This is a genomic window from Bradyrhizobium sp. Ash2021, assembly GCF_031202265.1.
Lineage (GTDB): Bacteria > Pseudomonadota > Alphaproteobacteria > Rhizobiales > Xanthobacteraceae > Bradyrhizobium.
Genome location: NZ_CP100604.1, coordinates 1,270,146 through 1,290,242, shown reverse-complemented (window position 1 = coordinate 1,290,242; position 20,097 = coordinate 1,270,146). Strand labels below are relative to the sequence as shown.

Sequence of the window (20,097 nt, the reverse complement as noted above, 5' to 3'; positions counted from 1 at the left end):
ATCATGCTTCGCAATAACGATCGCATCATCCGCGCCCCGCGCGGACCGGAACTCACAACCAAGAGCTGGCAGACCGAAGGGCCGCTGCGGCTGTTGATGAACAATCTCGATCCGGATGTGGCGGAGCGCCCGGAAGAACTCGTTGTCTATGGCGGCATCGGCCGCGCCGCGCGCAACTGGCAGGCGTTCGACGAGATTGTCAGTGTCCTCAAAAGGCTGGAGCTGGACCAGACGCTGCTGGTGCAGTCCGGAAAACCGGTTGGTGTCTTTCCGACCCATCCCGGCGCGCCGCGCGTGATCATCGCGAACGGCAACCTGGTGCCGAAATGGGCCACCTGGGAGCATTTCAACGAGCTCGATCGCAAGGGTCTGATGATGTACGGCCAGATGACGGCCGGCTCATGGATCTACATCGGTTCGCAGGGCATTGTGCAAGGCACGTTCGAAACCTTTTCGGAAATCGGCCGGCGTCATTTTGGCGGAAGCCTTTCGAACCGCTGGTTCCTGACCGCGGGCCTCGGCGGCATGGGCGGCGCACAACCGCTCGCAGCCACCATGGCCGGCGCCTCGATTATCGTGGTCGAATGCCAGCCGAGCCGCATCGAATTTCGCAAGCGAACCGGCTATCTAGATCGCTCGACCACCAGCCTCGATGAAGCGCTGGCGATGATCGACGACGCCAAGAAGACCGGCAAGCCGGTCTCGATCGGTCTCGTCGGCAATGCGGCTGAGGTCTATCGCGAAATCCTGCAGCGCGGCATCGTCCCTGACGTCGTCACCGATCAGACCTCGGCTCACGATCCGATTCACGGATACTTGCCGATCGGTTGGACGCTCGACCAGTGGCTCGAGCGACAGGAAAAGGACCCGGCGGCAACGGCTGACGCCGCCAAGCTGGCGATAGCGGAGCAGGTCCGCAGCATCCTCGCCTTCAAGGAAAAAGGCGCCATCGCACTCGACTACGGCAACAACATTCGCGCCATGGCGATGGAAAAGGGCGTCGCCAACGCGTTCGACTATCCCGGCTTTGTCGAAGCCTATGTCCGGCCGCTGTTCTGCCTCGGGAAGGGTCCATTTCGTTGGGTCGCGCTGTCCGGCGACCCCGAAGACATCTACAAAACCGATGTGAAGGTGCGTGAACTGATGCCCGATGATGTGTTCCTGCATCAGTGGCTCGACAAGGCGCGCGCGCATATCAAGTTTCAGGGATTGCCGGCGCGCATTTGCTGGCTTGGGCTGGGCGACCGGCATCGCGTCGGCATGGCGTTCAACGACATGGTGGCGCGCGGCGAGTTGAAGGCCCCGATCGTAATCGGACGCGACCACATGGATTCCGGTTCCGTCGCCTCGCCGATGCGCGAAACAGAGGGCATGCGTGACGGCTCCGATGCGGTTTCCGACTGGCCGATCCTGAACGCGCTGCTCAATTCAGCGTGCGGAGCGACATGGGTGTCGTTCCATCACGGCGGCGGCGTCGGCATGGGATATTCCCAGCATTCTGGAATCGCCTTGATCGCGGACGGCTCGCGTGACGCCGACGAGAGGATCAGCCGCGTGTTGTGGAATGATCCTGCCACCGGTGTGATGCGGCATGCCGATGCAGGATATGAGTCGGCGATCGCATGCGCCAGGGAGAATGGGCTCGATCTGCCGAGCCTGCAGCCGCCGCAGCCTTAGTCCGTCATTCCCTCCCGGACGATCAACCTTATGGCACGATACCGACGTGCGGCGAACAAGAAACGCTCGCCAAATGGCGGGGCACTTCAACGTCGCCACGCGTCCTCAGTATGTCGGCCCAAATCGAGGAGAAAACTCTCGCAATCGTAAACAGCTATTGCAACAGCGTGATGCTCGCCTTCGACGCCTCCCGGCGTACGTCGCGCAACGGACGATACAGCTGTCGAGCTGGCCTTCCGTCAACTCGGACCCTCAAGCTTGTTAAGCACAGGATCGGAAGCGCTTTTTTTGGAGGCAAATGCCGAACCAGTTAAGTCGGTCCGATTCGGCACACGATTTGCTCTCCATCGCAGCATCCGCATTGGCGGCGGTGCGGAATGATGGAGGCAATTATGCCTGGGCATCCAGCGCAATGCGTGGTGAAAACCCGCGTCATCCTCGCTTTGCTCATTCGGATCTCTACCTGCTGGACAATGGAAGCAACGTAGAGATGGAGCTATCTGCAATGGTCGGCAATGGATTTCCAAATATTTAGAGGACTCCCTGTCGACTACGGCATCTTCAGTGCGTGGGGTGTGATAGAGAAATCATTTGGCCTTCTGTTGGCCTACAATTTGGCCGTGTTGGTGCAGGCTCGTCGTTGGGCTTATTGGCATTTTGGAAACGTAATCCAAAGAAGACAGCGTCAAGACTGCGGAGGCGCGTGGCGATGAGAGCGCGTTCGAACTGCAAAATCGTTGGTCTGGCTGCGTTGGGGCCTCCTAGAAAGAGTTTCTCGAGATGACCCACTTGTGCCATTGCATTTTTTATTGCGAGTTGTTGGTTGGGACCTGGTCCGCGGAGGGTATTATGGCCAGCGGTCATGTGAACCGCGTTAACAGATCCCATGATTGAGGCGCAGAGGAGCTAAGCTGCGTCATCCTAAACCGGAGGTCTGATCATGACTCACCTCGGCGCATCGCAATGTTCCGCCACGCGACGCTGCGCGTCGCACCACATCGCTACGCGACGCTTGAGCCGCTGGGGTAGCCCGGCGGCTTGCGCGCGTATAGCGCGGACTCCCCAATCGCCTGTGGCTCCGAGACGCCTACCGCAGCCAGCCGGAGGTTGAAACCGAGGAGATCTGACAACGAGGGCGCGAGCTAGTCCCGCGCCGCCCGACCCGCCGGCGGGCCTTAATTCCGTCGGTGCAGATCGCCTTGAAGCCAGCGTCCAAGGCCCTTGGACTTCATGGAGTCTTCAAACGCGGCAAAGGTCGTAAGTACCTGATTGCAGACAGCGCATTCAAACGTATGCAAGTCGACGCCCCGGGCGCGTGCTGGCTCGATGCTGACGAGCATCATTTGGGCCTTGCACCTCGGACAGGCGGGGCGCTCAATTGCAGCGAATGGAACGACGGACGACAGGCGTTGAGATTGGGGCATGATGCTTCCCTCGAACGGGCGGGAGCGCAACACTCTCTGTCACCGGTAATGCCTAGGAGGCGGAGCGGTGATTGTTCAATTATGCGCCGCCAGGGGTCTCAAACGCGAGTTAATTCGCAGATATTTGGAAGGAAGGTAAGCGCCTCGCGGAAATTGCGAAACCGGAAGCTCCCGCCCGATGCGGTGAGCGTCCGCCGCCAATTGCCAGTCTGGGGCCTGGCAACGGCGCGGGGAAAATGAAACGGGAGAGTTCTGCCCATGATCGAGGGGATCAGCGCGGTCACACTCGGCGCCCACGAAATGCCACGAGCCGTCCGATTCTACCGCGCGCTAGGGTTTGAGGTCCTGCATGGCGGCGAAGAGTCTTCATTCACCAGCTTTCGAGCAGGGACGAGCTATCTCAATCTCATCGCCCAGCCTGCCGAGCGGCGCTGGTCCTGGTGAGGGCGGGTACTTTTTTACGTCGCCGATGTTGACGCACTTTACGACCGCGCGCTCGCCGCGGGATACGAGCCGGCTACCGTGCCCCGCGATGCCGAATGGGGTGAGCGCTTCTTCCACCTAATTGACCCCGATGGCCACGAACTCAGTTTCGCCCGGCCTTTGCTCCCGGTTTCCCTCCAATAGCAGCTCGAAGCGGCCTGCCATTCCGAGGGGCGCCGGGAGAGCGTATGGTGCTCCGATGATCCGCTGAACCTGGGAGGCAATCATGCAGTTCAGGACAACAGGACTACTGTTGCTCGGCGCGATGGCACTTCCCGCCTCCGGGGCCGCCCAAGACGTCACCGCTTCCGGCGCAGCTGACTCCGACCTTGCGCAAGCCCGAGCGGACGCTTCAGTCGCCGCACGCAAGGTCACGGCCTCGATTCCCAAGAGAGTGGATCTACGACGAGGACTGGTAGCTGATGCAGTGTCCATCAAAGTCTTGTGCTGAAACGGCGCTTTGATCCGATACAGCGCGCTATGCGTCGCGCGATGTCCTCGTCGTTTGTAACCACAACGCCACAAGGCGGAAGGCCGATCGATGCGCTTTTGACGTAAGGCACCGCTGAAATCCGCATTTGGCCGCAGGCCGCTGTGCGCCAAAAGCGGTCGGTCAGAAGATCACCGTTGGGTGAGATCAGAACGCGTTGTCGATATGATTCTGCTCGCTATTGAAGCGACGCAGTGGGCGGTTGGCGGAGGCACCGTCATGCTTGTTCGTCCTATCTGACCGCCTGAACGAGGGACGGAGGACTCAATAAGGCGGAGGGCGCCGGTTCAAGAACGCCTCGACCCCTTTGACTCTGTCCGAACTCGCTCTCACGTTCCGTGCCTCGCGCTCCTCGTCGGGAACATCCTCCGCAAGAGCTCGCGCCGAGCGCCGGGAAAGGAAGCGCTTGACGGCTGCAACAGCGGTCGGGCTGTTCCTGGCGATGCTTTCGGCGCGTTGCATTGCCGTTGCGCGAACGTCCTGCGCGACGACAACCTGGCCCACGAGCCCGATCGTATTCGCCTCATCCGCTGTGATGAGCCGACCCGTGAGAAGGAGATCGCGGGCCCACGTGTAGCCGATCTGCCCTTCGAGCTTGAGCGCGCCTCCACCGGACGGGAATATGCCCCACTGGACTTCCGGAAACCCTAGCTTCGCGCCCCGCGCAGCAATGCGGATGTCGCAGGACAGGACGAATTCGAGCCCGCCCGCGACGGCGTGGCCGTTGATGGCAGCGACCAGTGGCTTCGTGAAGGTCTGTGTCTTGAGCAGGGCGCGGTCGACAAGGTCGTCGAGGTTTGGATCTAAGGTCCAGTCGATCGACAGGCCGGCTCCTGAGCAGAAGGCTTTGCTGCCCTGTCCCGTGACAACGACGCATCTCGCCGTGGAGGCTTCGAGGCGCGGCCAGAGCAGGGCCAGTTCCTCGAACATCGCGCGCGTGAGCGCATTTCGGCGCCCCTCGTTCTCGATCGTAACGAGCACAATGTGGCGCTGCGGTTCAGTGACGCTGATGGACATGGCCGCCGTGATCTGCTCGGGGGGTTGCGGACAGAAGCGATTGCCGGACGAGATGTTTCTGAATCTTGCCGGCCGGGGTGCGTGGGAACTCAGCGACGAAGAATACCTGCTTGGGTGTCTTGAAACCGGCAATTCGTTGTCGGGTGTAGGCAATGACCTCGGGCTCGTCGGTCGCGCCGGGCGTCTCCAGCATGACGACAGCCACGACCCGCTCGCCGTAATCGGCATCCGGCAACCCAACCACGGCACAGTCCCTGATCGCGGGGTGAGCGATCAGGATCTGCTCGACCTCCTTGGCGAAGACGTTTTCGCCACCCGACCGGATCATGTCCTTCTTGCGATCGACGAGGTGAAGGTCGCCCTCTTCGTCGACGCGCCCGAGGTCGCCCGTGTGCAGCCAGCCGCCGGCGAAGGCTTCGGCCGTTGCTTCCGGGCGATTCAGATAGCCTGACATCAGGCAGGGAGCACGAAGGCAGATTTCACCCGTCTCGCCGGCGGCAACGGGTTTCATCTCCTCGTCCAGAAGACGGAGCTGCACGCCGGGGAGCGGGCGCCCGATCGAACCCGGCTTCTGCTCTGCGCGCTCTGGCGGCATGAACGAGATAAATGGCCCCGCCTCGGTCATCCCGTAGACATGCGTAATGCCGACTTCGTGCGCGCCCCGCTCGCGGAACGCGTTCAAGACTCGCACCATGACGTTCGACGGGTCGTAGCTGCCGTAGGCAATGAAGCGCATGCTGGACATGTCGGCCGTCGCAAAAGACGGAGCTTCCACGATCTGCCGCAATGTCAGCGGAACGGAGAACATCCCGTTGCAGCGATGGCGTTCGATCAGCCTGACCGCCTCCTCCGCATCGAAGCGCTCCGCCAGCACCACTGCCCCGCGCCGATAGAAGAACAGTTTGAAGTAGTCCCACGCTCCCGTGTGGAAGAGAGGCATATAGCAATAAAAGCGCTCGCCGGTCCTGATTCCGTAGGCGCCCGATGCCGCCAGAGCGTCGAGCACCGTGCGGCGATGCGAGATGACGGCGCCCTTGGGACGTCCCGTTGTCCCGCTCGTATAGAGAATGATGTGAGGATCGTCCCAACTGGCGGGAGCCGAAAGCGCGGTGGCCGGCCCGTCGGCCAGGAGGTCCCGCCAGCGGAGATGGCCCGATCTTGCCTCGCCGCAGTAAATCAGCCGCGGCGGATCTGCGAGCGCTTCAATTGCCGCCGCGGCCGTGTCAGCGAATTCGGCCCCAACCACCAGCATGCTCGGCTGAGAGCTGGCGAGGATGTAGGCAATCTCGGCGGTTCTCAGCCATATGTTGATGGGCACGAGGATCGCGCCTATGCTCGCCAAGGCGTAGTGCAGCAGAATGTAGTCGTCGCAATTCCGTTCCAGGATCGCGACACGGCTGCCGCGAACGATACCGTGTCGGCCGAGCCCGCGCCGCAGGGTGTGAACGCCATCCCGGAAATCGCGCCAAGTCCAGGTCCGATCCTTGAAGATCATGGCCGGTTCGTCGGCGGCCCAGACGGCATTGTCCTCGACGATGTCGCTGACGAGATAGGGCCGTGCGTCGTCAACAACCACCATCATCTCCCGGTTTCGAATGTACGTAGCTTGGACTTTCCGGCTGCCTTGCCGCGAGCCGCCGAGCGCCGTCTTAGTGTTCCGACGACGCCATCGGGAAAGAAATAGACGCTCATTACGAAGAGTAGGCCGAGCCAGAGAAGCCACCTGTTCGGATCCGTAACGGCGTCGAGCCCGGGAACGCCCGCGGCGTGCACGTGAAGTGCTGCGATGCCAAGGCGCAGATAGGTTTCGGCGAGCACGAATAGCGTTACGCCGACAACGGCCCCGTAGATCGTCCCGGTCCCGCCGATGACCGCCATCAATAAAACATCGAGCATGATCTGCAGGCTTACCGTCGTGTCAGGACCGACATAGCGGAGCCAAACAGCGTAGAGGCTACCGGCGAGGCAGGCGCAGCATGCTGCGATGCAGTTGATCTGGACGCGGTAAGTCAAGACGCTGAAGCCTATCGCCTCCGCCCGCATCTCATTCTCTCGGATGGCTTGAAGCACGCGGCCGAACGGCGAGTTGACGAGCCGCAGCAGGAATAGGAACACGATCCCGCAAACGATGAAGATGACGTAGTAGAGAAGCAACGTGCCATTGATCGTTCGGTCAAAGATCTTTTCTGACAGGATGATATTTGCCGGGCGGAAAAATCTTGGGATCTGGAAGACCAGACCGTCCGGACCTCCGGTCAGGTCATAGAACTGAAGGACGAACAGGCTGAAGGCCGAGGCCGCGGCCAGCGTGATCATGGCAAAGAAGACGGTACGCACGCGCATGCTGCAGAAGCCGATGAGGCCCGCTGCGAGCGCGGTCACGATTAGCGCGCCGGCGAGGCCGCCGAGCAGCACCGGAAGCTCCGCCCCAAAACGACGGAGCGAAATGCCGACGCCGTACGCGCCGATGGCGAAGAAGGCGGTGTGCGCAAAGGAAATGATTCCAGTATAGCCGATTAGCACATCGAACGAGGCTACGACGACGATCATCACGAGGATCTTGACCGCGCCGCCCACGACCGGTCCGGCAGGCGCCGCGAATGGCGCGACCGCCAGGAACACGCCGATGACGAGAAGAAGCACAGAGAGCGTGAAACTGCGCGGCAAGTCGCTGGAGAGGATGGTGGCGCTCATCGACTCTTCTCCAGCGCGTAGAGACCGCCGGGGCGCCACATCAGCACAACGACCATCAGGAGAACAGTTGATGCGAGCGCCACCTTGGGCGCCAGATAGGCCATATAGCTGCCCGTCAAGGCGACGAGCAGAGACGCCACGAAGGTCCCCGCGATCGATCCGGGGCCGCCGATCACGATGACGATCAAGACCAGGACGAGCGTCCGGCCGCCGATCGCCGAATTCAGCGACCCTTCCGACAGAGCCCAGAGAACCCCTCCGAACCCGGCCAGCGCTGCTCCGGCTACGAACACCAGGACGAAGATATGGTCAATTCTGTAGCCGAGCGCCTCGACCATCTCGCGGTCCTGGACGCCCGCCCGGACGAGCAGACCCAGCCGGGTTCGCGACAGCACGAGGTGCATCACGGCCAGCAGGGCGAGCCCGATCGCAATGACGAAGACCCGGTAGCGCTCGATGGTCGCGCCGGCGATCGAGAGCGTTCCACTGAGCCCGACAGGAAGCCCCAGAGTCTTCTCTTGCGGTCCCCAGATCATCATCACGAGTTGCTCGATGACGATGGCCCCTCCCAACGTGATCAGAATTTGCTTCAGGTGGTCCCCGTAGACCTTTCTGACCACAACCCTCTCGAACAGGAGGCCGAGCAGGCCGGCGCAGAAAATGGCCACGCCGGACGCCGCCAAGACCGACAGCAAGTTGGCGGCAAGATGCGTCGAGGCGACCGGCCCGGCCAGCAGCCCAAACACGAGCCAGCCCATATAGGCGCCGATCGTGATGAAGGCGCCGTGGCCGAAGTTGAGCACATCCATCAGCCCAAAGATCATGCTCAAGCCGGACGCCATGACGAACAGCATGATTCCGCTCGCCAGACCCGCGAAGGTCAGTGTCAACCACGTCGCCGGTGACCAGATGCAGGCAAGCGCTAGAACGGGAACCGCGAGCAGCACTCCAACCGGCCACACCCATTCGTTTGAAATCGAAGAGCGCACTACGTCCTCTCAGCTCGCCAGCCGGGCGCGGCCGGGCGTTGAGGTCCCCGCGCGGCGGCGAAGCCGAGCGCGTTTTCGCCGAGCTTCGGGTCGGAGCGGAACGCCTCCATCGCCCCCGCGAACCTCACGCTTCCGTCGTCCATGAGCACCACGTCTTGGGCCAGCGCGAGAGCGACGTCGTAGTTCTGCTCGACGAGAAGAATGGTTGTCCCCTCTCTGTTGCAGTCGCGGAATGCTTCCATGATCGCGTCGATGATCGCCGGCGCGACACCTTTCGTGGGTTCGTCCACCAGCAGAATCTTGCGAGGCTCGATGATGGCGCGGGCGATCGAGAGCATCTGTTTCTGGCCTCCCGAAAGATGCCCAGCGCTGCTGTTCCAGAATTGCTCAAGCGGAGGAAAATAGCCAAAGACGCGCGCGAGCCGCGCCCGATCCATGCGACCGCTGCGCGCGGCGAGGATCATATTCTCGCGAACGGTCAGCTGCCCGAAGATGCCCGTGTTCTCGGGCACATAGCCGACGCCGCACCGCGCGATCTCGGCTGTCCGGAATGCCGTGATCGGTCGATCCTGAAACGTGACGGCTCCGCTGCTCGCCTTCCAAAGGCCCATGATCGTGCGCAACGTCGTTGTCTTGCCGGCGCCGTTGCGGCCGAGAAGCGCCGTCACGCCGCCCGCACGGACCGCGAACGTCACGCCCTGAAGGATGTGGAACCGGCCGATATGCGTATGCACGTCGGTGAGCGCGAGAGCGGTTTCCGTCATTCAGCAATGCCCGGAGCGGGCACGCCCGAGATAGGCTTGCTGAACAAGGTCGGACGAGATGACCGTCTCGATGTCCCCGTCGGCCGCAAGGGCGCCCTGATGCAGGACGATGACGCGATCGGCGAGCTGGCCGATCACATCCATCTTGTGCTCGACCAGCAGGATCGTGTGACCGCCTTCGGCCTTCAGCCCCGCGATCAGGTCGAGGATGAGAGGCACCTCGTCGGCGCTCATGCCGGCCGTCGGCTCATCGAACAGATAGACCTTCGGAGCCAGGGCGGTCAGGACGGCGACCTCGAGCTTGCGCTGGTCCCCGTGGCTCAACGCCCCAACGAGCCCGTCGCGATGTGCTTCCAGCCCGGTGCGGACCAGGATGGAGTCTGCTTCCTCGATCAGGATGCGGTGGCGGCTCCAGGTAGAGAGGAAAGACCATCTCGCTCCCCTGCGCGATTGCACGGCGAGGCGGACATTCTCGTGAGCCGACAGACTCGGAAACAGATTTGTCAGTTGGAATCCACGTCCGAGACCACGCCGCGCGCGCTTCGAGGCCGGCCAGTTGGTCACCCGCTCCCCGAAGAGAAAGACGTCTCCCTCGGTCGCCGCCGTATGACCGGAGAGAAGATTGAAGAAGGTGGTCTTGCCGGCGCCGTTCGGTCCCACGATGGCCGTGAGCGTCCCCTCCACAAATGAGCAGGTCACGGCGTCGACGGCCTTGTGGCCACCGAAGCGGACGCCTAACCCCGTCGTCATGAGTGCCGGTTCCATGGACGCAGCTGATCCTTTCGACGAATCTGCGAGCCTCATCGCTTGTTGCGGATCGGGATTTTGAACTCGCTGGCCGAGATCTCACGCACGAGCTCCGGGACTGCTCGGTTCAAGCCGTCGACGTTCTTCAGGCGAATGTCGTACATGGGCATCATGGCCTGATGATCCTCGGCGCGGAACATCATCTTGCCGCGGGGTGAATCGAACTCCATCCCCTCCATCGCCTTGATCACGGCATCCGGCTGCGTGCTCTTTGCCTTCTCGATGCCCGTGATCGCGGCGATCGCTGCCGTGAAGCCCTCTACCGTGAAGTAGTCGGGCGGCGCGTCGTAGCGCTTTTTCATCTCCGCAACGAGCCAGTCGTTGATCGGATTCTTGGGGAGTTCGTAGTAATAGAAAGCGCCGCCCTCCATGCCCGGTGCTACCTTGAAGCTTTCGAGCGACGTCAGCGTGTTGATCACCGCACTGACTTCCAGCCCGTAGCGCTCCGGACCCCAGTTCTTGATCTTGCCCATGTAATTCGGCAGGATTGCGAAATAGGCGAACAGGATCTTGCGCCCCTTGTGGGCGGACATCTTGTTCGCCAGCCGCTCAAGCGCCGGCGTCAGGTCGGCCGCATCCATCGGAACGTATTCCTCGGCGATCACCTTTGCCCCGGAGGGCGCGACCGCCTCCTTGAGCGCGGCGGCCCCGTCATGCACAAACGCGTAATCTTCGCCGATAATTCCAATGGCGGCGTCAGGCGTGAGGTGCATCGCGATCGACTGCGCCTGGATATCGAACGAGTTATTGCGCGACGACTTGAAGATATAACGGTTCCAGTCGGCGCCCGTGATCGAATCCGCGACGGCCGGTGCGACCAGGAGGATCTTTTCGTACTCATTGGCGACGGGGAGCATCGCCTTCGTGACACCCGAGGAGGTCGAGCCGATGGCGATATCCGCGCCATTCTCGTAAGCCTGCGCAAGCAAGCTGCGTGCCCGGTCCGGTTTCACGTTTGTGTCCTGCTTCGTGACTACGATCGCTCGGCCGATCGCCTGCATCGTGCCTTTCGTCACGTATTCCAGGCCGAGGTCGAAGCCCTGGTAGAACTGGCGTGAGTAGTCCTCCAGAACCGCGCTGCCCGACGCGTCCTGAATAACGGTCATCTTGATTGGCTCCGCCGCGTTGGCAGCGGCCACGGACCAGAACAGAAGCGCCCCAATCAGAGCAGCCCTTTTCATTGATCGATCCCTTATCATCGTCGCGCCAGGTCCAAGGCCCGCAAACGGGCCGGCATATCGAGGCCAGCACGCTCCGCCGTGGGTCCGCAGGGCAATCGTTAACAGACAATAATCTGATATGACCAGTTTGATAATGTCAAGTGATCAGTTATTGTGCAGACGACGCCGAAGGTATGGTCAGTCTGTTTCGACCGATTCATGTCGAGTCGTTTCTGTTTGTTCGCGCGGCCAGCAGGTGGCGGAGGATTCGAGAGCAAGTTCGCGCGCTTCACAGGCCAGACCTCGCGTGGAGCCATATTTTCTGAAGCTAAATCCGAGGAAACTGGGACAGCATCGATGTTGAATTTACAGCAGACGAAATTCCGGTCGAAGCAAGACGACACGGCGGGCGGACTTTCCAGGGACGAGATCGTGCGCGTCCTGGAGCAGGAAATCATGACCGCCCAGTTGAAGCCCCGCGAGCGTCTGGACGAGCGGGTGCTCGCGGCACGCTTCGGCGTGTCACGAGCGCCGGTTCGCGACGCTATCGGCCGGTTGGCCTCGCTCGGTCTAATCGATGTGCGGCCGCGTTCGGGAAGCTACGTGGCCTCGCTAAACGTCAGCGAGGTCATCGAACTCCTCGAATTGTTGTCCGGTCTGGAAGGCCTGTGTGCCTGCTACGCTGCGCAGAGGGCCGATGCCACCGAGCGGAACGAGTTGAAACGCCTGGCGGATCTATGCACGCAATCTGCCTCAGCAACCACTGAGGAATACATCGGCGCCAACAACATGTTCCATGAACAAATCTACCTGTGTGCCGGGAATCGGCAACTGGCGGGTCTTGCGCGCCAAGCTCGCCGGCGCATCGATGCATATCGCCATCTTGCCCTCCGTGTCCCTGGTCGACTTCGCGAGGCCGCTGAAGAACACATCGGGATCGTTGGCGCGATTTGTGCCGGCGATGGTCTGACTGCCCAGCGCCTGATGGTTTCTCACGCCGACATACAGAAGAACGACTTCGCGCAATATATATCGATCATCGAAGCGGCGGAATCCCGCCCCGATCACTGACTGATCCGGGCGGCGGACCGGCCGCCTCGCTCGCAATCGCGTGCGGTCGTTGCGTCTGCGTCCTGACATCCTGCGTCGTCAAGAGGATGAAGCGCGCTGTTGTGTTTGGTGCAAAGACAATTTGCTCGAAGGCTTTGCGGCGGCAAAATCTTTGCCTCGCCAGGCGCCAGCCAAGGAAGTCCAGAGATCGAGAAATCACCATCAGCCATCAAAACCCGAATGACCGCCTCTGAAACGATGTGCTCGCCCGAGACCGGGCCCACGCACGAAGCCAACTCTTTCATGTAGCACTTGGTTAGACTCGACATCTTGGGCAGTGTTTTTAACCCAAGAACGGCTGGAGGCTTATGCCAGTCCTTGCCGTTGAAACAACAGAGACGCGCAAGCCTTGTCGAACCGCACGGACACGGGCCATGCAAAGCAGCTGCTCTCTTTCGCTTCGCTTCGCCCACGCTCGTTCAGGGTCCCACCCGGCTGTTGTATACGGTGATCCAGGCTTCATGCTCGGCTTTGAGATTTTCGACGAGGGCATTCACCGCCGCTTCACTGATGGCCTGTGGCTTTCCATGGCTAAATTCGTTTCTACGTTTGTGAATGTCGTTTAGTAGGTCGGCAACAGCCGCAAATCCGTGCCCGCGAAGGTCGTCAAAATAGTTTGTCCCGAAGAATATCTTATACAGATCATGGAGGCGGCTACCGACTCCGGAATAACGCCGGAGTTGGTCATCTAAAACCCGCTGTGGAAGCTTGCGCATCGCTGTGCGGTGAAGTCGCTCGATACAGGTCTCGAAGTAACCCCAGAACAGCAACACCAAGGCCGCCCGTGCGGATGGGCGTTCAGCATCGGCAAAGTGTGCAAAAGTCTGAAACTCGGCGACTGGACGCTCCCACTCGCGCTGGAGCATCTGCAGATAGATGTAGTCCTCATAGCGGCCTTCGGCACCCATGAAGGCCGCAGGCATGGTGAACTCCCGACCATCTATGATTACCGTTTGGGGTGAAGTATCTAATGGGGCCGAACCACATGCCGGGCAACACACGTCAATCTTGCGAATACCGTGGCATCCCCCCCCCGCACCTCACGTAACCAGACCAGAGGCTCGACCACGAGTTTCCTGGTAACCCGTCGTACCACATTAGATGGTCCTCTCGTCGCCCGTGGTGTAGCTCGGACATCGCCAAGCCGAGTGGTTCATGTTTGGTGCGCGCCCCCGTTCCCCCCTCTAGCGGTACCCGCGCCTTTGCTTTTCGGCCCACTTCAAGACTAAGGCGAGATCAGCCTTACCACGAGTCGGATGCGCTTCAATGCGAACGGTCCCTGCACGTCCAATCCGTCCCATTCGCGGACGGCAGCCCATTTACCAAACAGCGTTGGCTGCACGTCGATCGGCGCAAACGCATAAAGGAGCTTGTCGGCGACCTCGCCGAACACGACGCCCGCAAACAACCGGTTGTAGTTCTCGGCGCCGACGATCTGCGCCATGCGCTCCTGCATGGCCTGCTGCTGGAGTTGCGACAGGCGGAATGTACCGAGTTCAGCCCGGCTGACGGGGAATGGCGCATACCCGCCAAAAAGTTGAAGATGAGACGGCCACACCGGGTGCCGCTGGCGTCTCAAGCTCTCACCATTCTTCGCGAGCTCCAGGAAATCACTGGCGGATCGAGATATCTCTTCCCGTCGGTGAGATCCTGGCATCGCCCAATCAGTGACAACACCCTTAACGCAGCGCTGCGCCGTCTCGGATACGACCAGATCGAATTGACCATTCATCGCCTGCGATCCACCGCGTCAACGCTCCTGAACGAAAGCGGCAAGTGGCAACCGGATGCGATCGAACGTCAACTTGCGCATTAGGAGCCGAATGAAATCCGTGGCGCCTATATCCATGCCGCCGAATTTTGGCTGGAGCGCGTGCGGATGATGCGGTGGTGGGCGGACGAGCTCGACCGGCTAAGTGAGCACGGTCGTGTCATCAAAATGAGTGTCTGAGGAAAAGCGCGTTCAAAGTGGGGTTGTTCCCTTAAGTCGCACATCCATTAGTTCGACATGTTGGGGTCAAGGAGCGCCAGAAGTGAGCGCACCACTACTAATCGCCGACGTCCGATCGTTGTCGTGATGATACGGCCAGCTCCTATCAACTCGTAAAGCTTCGTGCGTCCCAAGCCGGTCACTTCGCATGCATCGTCAATCGTGCAGGTGAGCCGCTGGGCGAATGGCATCGTGCTCGGTTCTGCGGCTTTCGGAGCGGATAGACCGACTTGTGACTGTTGTCCGCCAGTTTTCTCTCGTCGATTGTATCTCACGTGGCCCTCCTATTCGCACAAAGCTCGACAGGGCAAGAGTTGTTTGTGCGACGAGCAACGTCAATGCGAACAGCGGCTCAAGCTTTGGCTTGGATCATTCGGCAACAACCACTGGAATTGGGACAGTGGACGTCCGACATGGGACCACACATAAACGAGGCACAAAAGAGTCTTGCGAAAGAGATCGCCTCTGGCGAGGTGCAAGCGTGGGGCAGACCGCGGCCTCACGGCTTGCCGGAGCAGATACCGACCAGCCAGTTTCGCATCCCTGGCCTTCCAGTTTCAGTCGGGGTCCACGGTGACATGACCTCATCAGTTCCTCAAAGACCCTACGAGGGTCCACGTTGGGAGGCGATCGAGTTTGATGAGGGCGAGATCGAACGGGCATTTCCAAAACCACCACCCATCTCCGCCAGAGAATGGATGGAAACGGAAGCCAATCGTCTGCTCGGTACCACCGGTCAGTTGGGAAAGCTTGAGGACATGGTGCGCCGCTGCATGAAGGACCTTCCTTGCAAGAAGCGCGAAGCTGAAACGGCGCATAGAATGCTACCGACGCACCTGAGACGCCAGCGCGGTAAACCACCCAAGAAATCCGGGTGACTGTTGGTCGTTGGTTTATTTTCGAGCTGAGAGGAATTTCTTGCATCTTCGCCTGCACACGTCGGGACTACCCCGACCGGCAACGGAGATACACAATGGAACCAGTATTAGCCCACAGCATCGCGGAAGCCAGCGCCCGCTCCGGCATTGGTCGCACCTCAATTTACGAGATGATTAACTCCGGTCAGCTCACCGCCCGCAAGTGCGGACGGCGCACACTAATCCTCGCCCAGGACCTGCAGAGGTGTCTGGAATCGCTACCGCGCGCCAAATCAGCGGAAGGCGCGAGGGAGTCAATGTCATGAACCGCTCAACCGAATCATCCTATGCCGAGCAGTCAGCGATAGCAGAGGATCGCGCCGTTAATCTTCTCGCCAAATTTCCCTGGCCGATTGCCCATGGGATTTTACTCAGGGTTGAGTTGTCTCTAGCGCATAAGTGGAAGCAGGAACAGGATGAGCTGCTTCGCTCGCCTGGCCCGTGCTACGGCATCCAGATATTCGACAAAGACTTCCAGGAATTGCAGAGGGCGCTCGCCAACGTTCCACCCACTGGACGGCCAACTGTCGATGAAGAGAAACAGCTAATCGCTCTGTTCGCCGCGTTGCCTTCGGACGACGCGTGGTGGACGGCCCACAGAACTGCAAAGTGGACAGCCTTCAAGGCGCGACGCTAAGGGAGGCAATGATGAACAATATTACTGCCAATAAAACCGGCCCATTGTCGCGGACCCCAGTCCTCGGTCTCGTAAGCGATTTCTGCACTGACTTAGGAAACGCCCGCCGTCTCGTAAGTCGTCACGGTGCAAATATTCGGTTCATTGCCGAATGGGGTACTTGGCTCATATGGAACGACGCGGCGGGTCGATGGGAAATCGATCGAGACGGCGCAGTCATGCGTCTTGGCGAAGAGACGATTCTGGCCATGCTTGCGCACGCGCTTACCCTCAATAATCAGGCGGATCGAGACCAGTTGCTCAAGCATTCAATGCGGAGTCAATCTGAGCCCCGGCTCAGGGCTATGGTGAGTTTAGCCCAATCCGAAGATGGCGTGACAATCTCAGCGGACAGGCTGGATGCCGACCCGTGGCTGCTTGGAGTCCAAAACGGCGTCATCGATCTGCGGCTCGGATCGTTTCGTACACCACGCCGCGACGATCTGATTACGAAGTGTACCAGCGTTCCGTTTGACGCGAGCGCGGATTGCCCCAACTGGAACGAGTTTCTCAAGACAGTCACTGGCAACGATAGCGAACTGCAAGCATACCTCCAACGCGTCGCCGGCTATCTGTTGACGGGGTCGGTCAGAGAAGAGGTAATGTTTATGCCTTACGGAACGGGCCGGAACGGAAAATCTACTTTCCGTGAAACCTTGCACTCATTGCTTGGAACCTATGCTCTCGCCGCCGATGCCACTTTATTAATCGAACGCAAAGTACCCGGGGGCGCGACGGAAGAGGTCGCTCGTCTAAAAGGTAAACGATTTGTCGCTGTCAATGAAACTGCCGAAAATGATCAGCTCAACGAAGCGCGTGTGAAGTTCATTACAAGCCAGGACATGCTCTCAGCAAGGCCTCTGTACGGCCATCTCTTTGATTTCTTCCCGACACACAAGACATTCTTGACCACCAACCACAAACCGATCATCCGCGGCACGGATGAAGGCATTTGGCGGCGCGTCCACCTGATCCCGTTCACCATCGCGATCGACGCAAATTCAGTTCAAAAGGATTTCCGTGAGCGCCTGCTATTACCCGAGCTATCGGGCATCTTGAACTGGGCGCTCGCAGGACTGGCAGCCTATCTCAAGGAGGGACTCAATCCGCCAAAGTCGGTACTCGCCTCAACGCAGGAATATCGCGAGGACATGGACGTTATAGGTCAGTGGATCGCGGACCGCTGCGATTTGGATCACCATGCGGCGACCCCGACCAATCTGGCGTATGGGGACTATACCTGGTGGGCGAACGAAGAGGTCGGTTGGTCGCTGAAGAAACCAAGATTCCGTCGGCACCTGAGCGATCGGGGCTTCACTGCTGCGAAAGGCACCGGCGGAACGAGAATGATCGTCGGCTTGCGCCTGAAATCGACGGGCACGCCAGCCGGAAGTGGATCAGGTCCGCTCGGCACCCTCGACGACGGCAGCACGATTTACGATGACGGCATTCGTCCGGCACCCGGCACTGACGGCTTATCATCGGATTCGCCCGATTTGGCTACTGGCCCATCCGACAACGGCCGGCATGCCCATGAGGATAGTGGCGGTAGTGGCGCTTAAAGGCCATTTTTGCAGACTTTTTCAGATAACTCTCATATGGGAAATTTTATGAAATCGGCACTGAACCGCCACTAGCGCCACTCGCTCCCCTTATGTGGCGTGAACCGCCCGTCAGTTTTTGCGCATTTTTAATATCTTGAGCGGAAACGTCGCGAGACGGACTTTTCCTGCTGAGCCGACGATGAACTGTTGTGATTAGAGAGGGTATCAAGGTGTCGTTCCTAGCGAAACTGAGAGCCGCCGAAGCTGAAGCCGTACCACAGGTCGCCGACCCCTGGCGCCTACGGCTGGAGCGCGTGCAAGGCAAAGTTGACTTCGACGGTCTGGAACGTGTGAGCACTCAGACAGTGTTGGACCTGCTTGAGGTGCCGCAACGCGGTCGGACGGCCGGTGTCTACCGTCGTCTCGCCCAGTTGATGTCTGAGTTCGGTTGGACCGCTGTGCGTGTCCGCGACCTAACCCGCGGGGGCTACAAGGAGCAGGTTCGTGGATACTGCCGCGATGATCGCTGCAAATCCAAGCTACCTAATCAAGAATCGGTGGCTTGATGCTGGTGTGATCGACTGGTCGCCCAGTGACGACAAAGACCCCACGAGATTGAAGCTAGTGAGCAAAGCAACACGTAGCGAAACGGTATGCCTAAAGTTTTGCCGACCATCAAATTGCCCCAGAAGCCCCAAACTACTCCCCATCTGTCCAGCAACAAGAAGCCCGCGACGGCAAGGATGATGCCGGAGGCAATAAAATACTTTGGTTCGAGCTGTTCCGTAATATCTCCACGTCGACGAATACTCTTTGCATCCGACTTGATCGGTTCGGCGGCGCAGTGCTCGCCGACTTTAAGCCAGACTTTTCGGCGGAACATTATCCAGAAATCCGCAGCGTCCTCAGCGAATTTTGAAAGAAGCTCTTGCTTAGGCGCATTCAGCTCCGGGTCCATAGCCTCGTTGTTGGCCCGTCCAGCAGGCTGGGCGGCTTCATCGCGATCAATCTTTGTTGCCAGCATAGCTGCGAACATCCGGGCGCCAAACGTAATAACCAAACAAAGAGCAAGCTGTCCAACATTAAACCAATCTGCATGCAATGCTGCGGCCAACATTCCTATCGGAACGACACCTACACCCAACATGACAATTCCGACAAAGACACCAAATGCGTCCCAATAATGGAGCGTTACCAAGAAGCCAAAAATCCACGTCGCGAGGGCCAAAACGATAGACGATACGAAGAAGCCGTATGCCGATATTCTTCGTGTCGCGCTAAATAACGCAAGCGGTAGAAGAATAACGGCACAAACTACAAATACAATTCGGGAGACGGCGGACACATAGCCGGCGACGTTTGTGGAGACCCAAGCGAGGCCCATGATCCACAAGGCCGTTAAACATACGAGCGCAGCAAAAAACACTACCCCGGCTAACACACCGCCAATGCCCTTGAGTGCGCGAATGTTAGCCCTGTTCATTTTTGCTGCCGCAGGCACAATCAAGTCGGCGTCTATGATTTGATCGTCTTTGATTTTGTCAGGCTTCATCAACTCCGTATTGAACGTCGGCAGCGGCGCATTGAGTTGACGAATGACCAGCCATATCGGAATAACGAACAAGGCACCGAGTAGCAAATAACTCGCGGCGCTAGCGACTTTATCTTCTTGAGGAGCGCGCAGTGATGGTGATTGAGGGTTCCGATCGCGCACCCGCTCTTGCGCCTCAGCGATCTGAGCAGAGGTCATGAGGTGGGCGACTGCGTCTCGATTTGCTAACGCATCTTTGTCACCTTGAGCAGCTGACAAACTGTACCACCTGTACGCCAGGACATAGTCCTTCGGCACGCCCGTTCCACTATCGTACATGAGGCCGAGATTGTACTGCGCGTAGGCACGGCCTTGCTCGGCGGCGCGCCGATACCATGTCACAGCCTCCACGTAGTCTTGCCGCACTCCCTTGCCAAGGTTGTACATCAGTCCAAGGTCATTCTGCGAATCACCGCGGCCTTCTTCGGCGGCGAGACGAAGCAACTTCAGAGCTTCAGCGTAGTTCTGCGGAACGCCCTGACCGTCGCGGTACATGACGCCCAGATTGTATTGAGCGTAGGCGCGGCCTTGTGCGGCCAGCGTGCGAAAAAGTCGCAGGGCTGTCGCGTAGTCGGCGCGTCCATAGGCCGAGTAGGCTAGGGCTTCATCCTCCGATGGTCCTGCGGCAGCAACTCCTGCCACGGTCATCAGAAAGACCGATGCCGCCAGCATCGTTAGCAATCGCCGCATCATTGCTCCGTTCCTCATGCCCAGCATCGGCATGCAATGTAACGTTGAATTGCTGCAACTATTTTGAGGTATTG

18 protein-coding genes and 1 pseudogene are annotated in these 20,097 nt (G+C 59.6%); 9 read left to right on the top strand and 10 right to left on the bottom strand.

Features of this window, described 5'->3' with window-relative positions; all coding sequences use genetic code 11:
* Positions 1-3: 3 nt before the first annotated feature.
* The 3 genes and pseudogenes from hutU (at position 4) to NL528_RS06055 (ending at position 3,728) form a co-directional block, all read left to right on the top strand.
* Positions 4-1,677 (top strand): urocanate hydratase, encoded by a 1,674-nt coding sequence (gene hutU, locus NL528_RS06065; protein WP_309181791.1) that lies wholly within the window; start codon positions 4-6, stop codon positions 1,675-1,677.
* Between the two features lie 298 nt (positions 1,678-1,975).
* Positions 1,976-2,212 carry a hypothetical protein gene (locus NL528_RS06060; RefSeq protein ID WP_309181790.1) on the top strand — a complete coding sequence of 79 codons (237 nt, stop codon included), beginning with the start codon at positions 1,976-1,978 and terminating at the stop codon, positions 2,210-2,212.
* 1,147 nt (positions 2,213-3,359) lie between these two features.
* A pseudogene (locus NL528_RS06055) lies at positions 3,360-3,728 on the top strand (VOC family protein).
* Positions 3,729-4,338: 610 nt separating this feature from the next.
* On the opposite strand, the gene NL528_RS06050 reads toward NL528_RS06055, so the two are convergent.
* The 7 genes from NL528_RS06050 to NL528_RS06020 all read right to left on the bottom strand — a co-directional run bounded on the left by NL528_RS06050 (position 4,339) and on the right by NL528_RS06020 (position 11,451).
* Positions 4,339-5,091 (bottom strand): enoyl-CoA hydratase/isomerase family protein, encoded by a 753-nt coding sequence (locus NL528_RS06050; protein ID WP_309181789.1) that lies wholly within the window; start codon positions 5,089-5,091, stop codon positions 4,339-4,341.
* Positions 5,072-6,586 (bottom strand): AMP-binding protein, encoded by a 1,515-nt coding sequence (locus tag NL528_RS06045; RefSeq protein WP_309184814.1) that lies wholly within the window; start codon positions 6,584-6,586, stop codon positions 5,072-5,074. Before NL528_RS06045 ends, NL528_RS06050 begins: the two co-directional genes overlap by 20 nt.
* A gap of 83 nt (positions 6,587-6,669) precedes the next feature.
* Positions 6,670-7,668 (bottom strand): branched-chain amino acid ABC transporter permease, encoded by a 999-nt coding sequence (locus NL528_RS06040; RefSeq protein WP_309181788.1) that lies wholly within the window; start codon positions 7,666-7,668, stop codon positions 6,670-6,672.
* Positions 7,669-7,781: 113 nt separating this feature from the next.
* Complete coding sequence (locus NL528_RS06035) at positions 7,782-8,675, bottom strand: branched-chain amino acid ABC transporter permease (protein WP_309181787.1); 894 nt, start codon at positions 8,673-8,675, stop codon at positions 7,782-7,784.
* Positions 8,676-8,773: 98 nt separating this feature from the next.
* On the bottom strand, positions 8,774-9,538 hold the full coding sequence (locus tag NL528_RS06030; protein ID WP_309181786.1) for an ABC transporter ATP-binding protein: 765 nt from the start codon (positions 9,536-9,538) through the stop codon (positions 8,774-8,776).
* On the bottom strand, positions 9,539-10,303 hold the full coding sequence (locus NL528_RS06025; protein ID WP_375143986.1) for an ABC transporter ATP-binding protein: 765 nt from the start codon (positions 10,301-10,303) through the stop codon (positions 9,539-9,541).
* A 35-nt stretch (positions 10,304-10,338) separates the two neighbouring features.
* Positions 10,339-11,451 carry a substrate-binding domain-containing protein gene (locus NL528_RS06020; RefSeq protein ID WP_309181784.1) on the bottom strand — a complete coding sequence of 371 codons (1,113 nt, stop codon included), beginning with the start codon at positions 11,449-11,451 and terminating at the stop codon, positions 10,339-10,341.
* 411 nt (positions 11,452-11,862) lie between these two features.
* On the opposite strand from NL528_RS06020, the gene NL528_RS06015 reads away from it, so the two are divergent.
* Positions 11,863-12,576, top strand: coding sequence for a GntR family transcriptional regulator (locus NL528_RS06015; protein WP_309181783.1), 714 nt, complete (start codon positions 11,863-11,865; stop codon positions 12,574-12,576).
* Between the two features lie 458 nt (positions 12,577-13,034).
* On the opposite strand, the gene NL528_RS06010 is transcribed toward NL528_RS06015, so the two are convergent.
* Positions 13,035-13,538: a hypothetical protein gene (locus tag NL528_RS06010; RefSeq protein ID WP_309181782.1), complete on the bottom strand. Its 504-nt coding sequence runs from the start codon at positions 13,536-13,538 to the stop codon at positions 13,035-13,037.
* Positions 13,539-13,777: 239 nt separating this feature from the next.
* On the opposite strand from NL528_RS06010, the gene NL528_RS46945 reads away from it, so the two are divergent.
* Positions 13,778-14,431: a tyrosine-type recombinase/integrase gene (locus NL528_RS46945; RefSeq protein WP_375143985.1), complete on the top strand. Its 654-nt coding sequence runs from the start codon at positions 13,778-13,780 to the stop codon at positions 14,429-14,431.
* A gap of 182 nt (positions 14,432-14,613) precedes the next feature.
* Here NL528_RS46945 and NL528_RS46940 read toward each other — a convergent pair whose 3' ends face one another.
* Positions 14,614-14,796, bottom strand: a complete 183-nt coding sequence (locus NL528_RS46940) for a helix-turn-helix domain-containing protein (protein ID WP_375144040.1) — start codon at positions 14,794-14,796, stop codon at positions 14,614-14,616.
* Positions 14,797-15,183: 387 nt separating this feature from the next.
* Here NL528_RS46940 and NL528_RS05995 point away from each other — a divergent pair, with 387 nt between their 5' ends.
* From NL528_RS05995 to NL528_RS05980, 4 genes are all read left to right on the top strand, one after another.
* Entirely contained in the window at positions 15,184-15,483 is a 300-nt protein-coding gene (locus NL528_RS05995; protein WP_309181779.1) for a hypothetical protein, read from the top strand.
* Between the two features lie 95 nt (positions 15,484-15,578).
* Positions 15,579-15,788: a helix-turn-helix domain-containing protein gene (locus NL528_RS05990; RefSeq protein WP_309181778.1), complete on the top strand. Its 210-nt coding sequence runs from the start codon at positions 15,579-15,581 to the stop codon at positions 15,786-15,788.
* Entirely contained in the window at positions 15,785-16,159 is a 375-nt protein-coding gene (locus tag NL528_RS05985; RefSeq protein WP_309181777.1) for a hypothetical protein, read from the top strand. The genes NL528_RS05990 and NL528_RS05985 overlap by 4 nt, the downstream gene beginning before the upstream one ends.
* Positions 16,160-16,170: 11 nt before the next feature.
* The gene (locus NL528_RS05980) at positions 16,171-17,760 is read left to right on the top strand and encodes a phage/plasmid primase, P4 family (RefSeq protein ID WP_309181776.1); all 1,590 of its coding nucleotides are present in this window, start codon (positions 16,171-16,173) and stop codon (positions 17,758-17,760) included.
* A gap of 529 nt (positions 17,761-18,289) precedes the next feature.
* Here NL528_RS05980 and NL528_RS05975 read toward each other — a convergent pair.
* Complete coding sequence (locus NL528_RS05975; RefSeq protein ID WP_309181774.1) at positions 18,290-20,056, bottom strand: DUF6460 domain-containing protein; 1,767 nt, start codon at positions 20,054-20,056, stop codon at positions 18,290-18,292.
* Positions 20,057-20,097 lie beyond the last annotated feature (41 nt).

Excerpts from the sequence above, each read along its gene's own strand:
- NL528_RS05995 (WP_309181779.1), top strand. The coding sequence starts at position 15,184 with ATGACCTCATCAGTTCCTCAAAGACCCTACGAGGGTCCACGTTGGGAG.
- NL528_RS05980 (WP_309181776.1), top strand. The coding sequence starts at position 16,171 with ATGAACAATATTACTGCCAATAAAACCGGCCCATTGTCGCGGACCCCA.
- NL528_RS05985 (WP_309181777.1), top strand. The coding sequence starts at position 15,785 with ATGAACCGCTCAACCGAATCATCCTATGCCGAGCAGTCAGCGATAGCA.
- NL528_RS05990 (WP_309181778.1), top strand. The coding sequence starts at position 15,579 with ATGGAACCAGTATTAGCCCACAGCATCGCGGAAGCCAGCGCCCGCTCC.
- NL528_RS06010 (WP_309181782.1), bottom strand. The coding sequence starts at position 13,538 with ATGCCTGCGGCCTTCATGGGTGCCGAAGGCCGCTATGAGGACTACATC.
- NL528_RS06020 (WP_309181784.1), bottom strand. The coding sequence starts at position 11,451 with ATGACCGTTATTCAGGACGCGTCGGGCAGCGCGGTTCTGGAGGACTAC.
- NL528_RS46940 (WP_375144040.1), bottom strand. The coding sequence starts at position 14,796 with ATGCCATTCGCCCAGCGGCTCACCTGCACGATTGACGATGCATGCGAA.
- NL528_RS06045 (WP_309184814.1), bottom strand. The coding sequence starts at position 6,586 with ATGATCTTCAAGGATCGGACCTGGACTTGGCGCGATTTCCGGGATGGC.
- NL528_RS06030 (WP_309181786.1), bottom strand. The coding sequence starts at position 9,538 with ATGACGGAAACCGCTCTCGCGCTCACCGACGTGCATACGCATATCGGC.
- NL528_RS06025 (WP_375143986.1), bottom strand. The coding sequence starts at position 10,303 with ATGGAACCGGCACTCATGACGACGGGGTTAGGCGTCCGCTTCGGTGGC.
- NL528_RS06050 (WP_309181789.1), bottom strand. The coding sequence starts at position 5,091 with ATGTCCATCAGCGTCACTGAACCGCAGCGCCACATTGTGCTCGTTACG.
- NL528_RS06060 (WP_309181790.1), top strand. The coding sequence starts at position 1,976 with ATGCCGAACCAGTTAAGTCGGTCCGATTCGGCACACGATTTGCTCTCC.
- NL528_RS05975 (WP_309181774.1), bottom strand. The coding sequence starts at position 20,056 with ATGCCGATGCTGGGCATGAGGAACGGAGCAATGATGCGGCGATTGCTA.
- hutU (WP_309181791.1), top strand. The coding sequence starts at position 4 with ATGCTTCGCAATAACGATCGCATCATCCGCGCCCCGCGCGGACCGGAA.
- NL528_RS06015 (WP_309181783.1), top strand. The coding sequence starts at position 11,863 with ATGTTGAATTTACAGCAGACGAAATTCCGGTCGAAGCAAGACGACACG.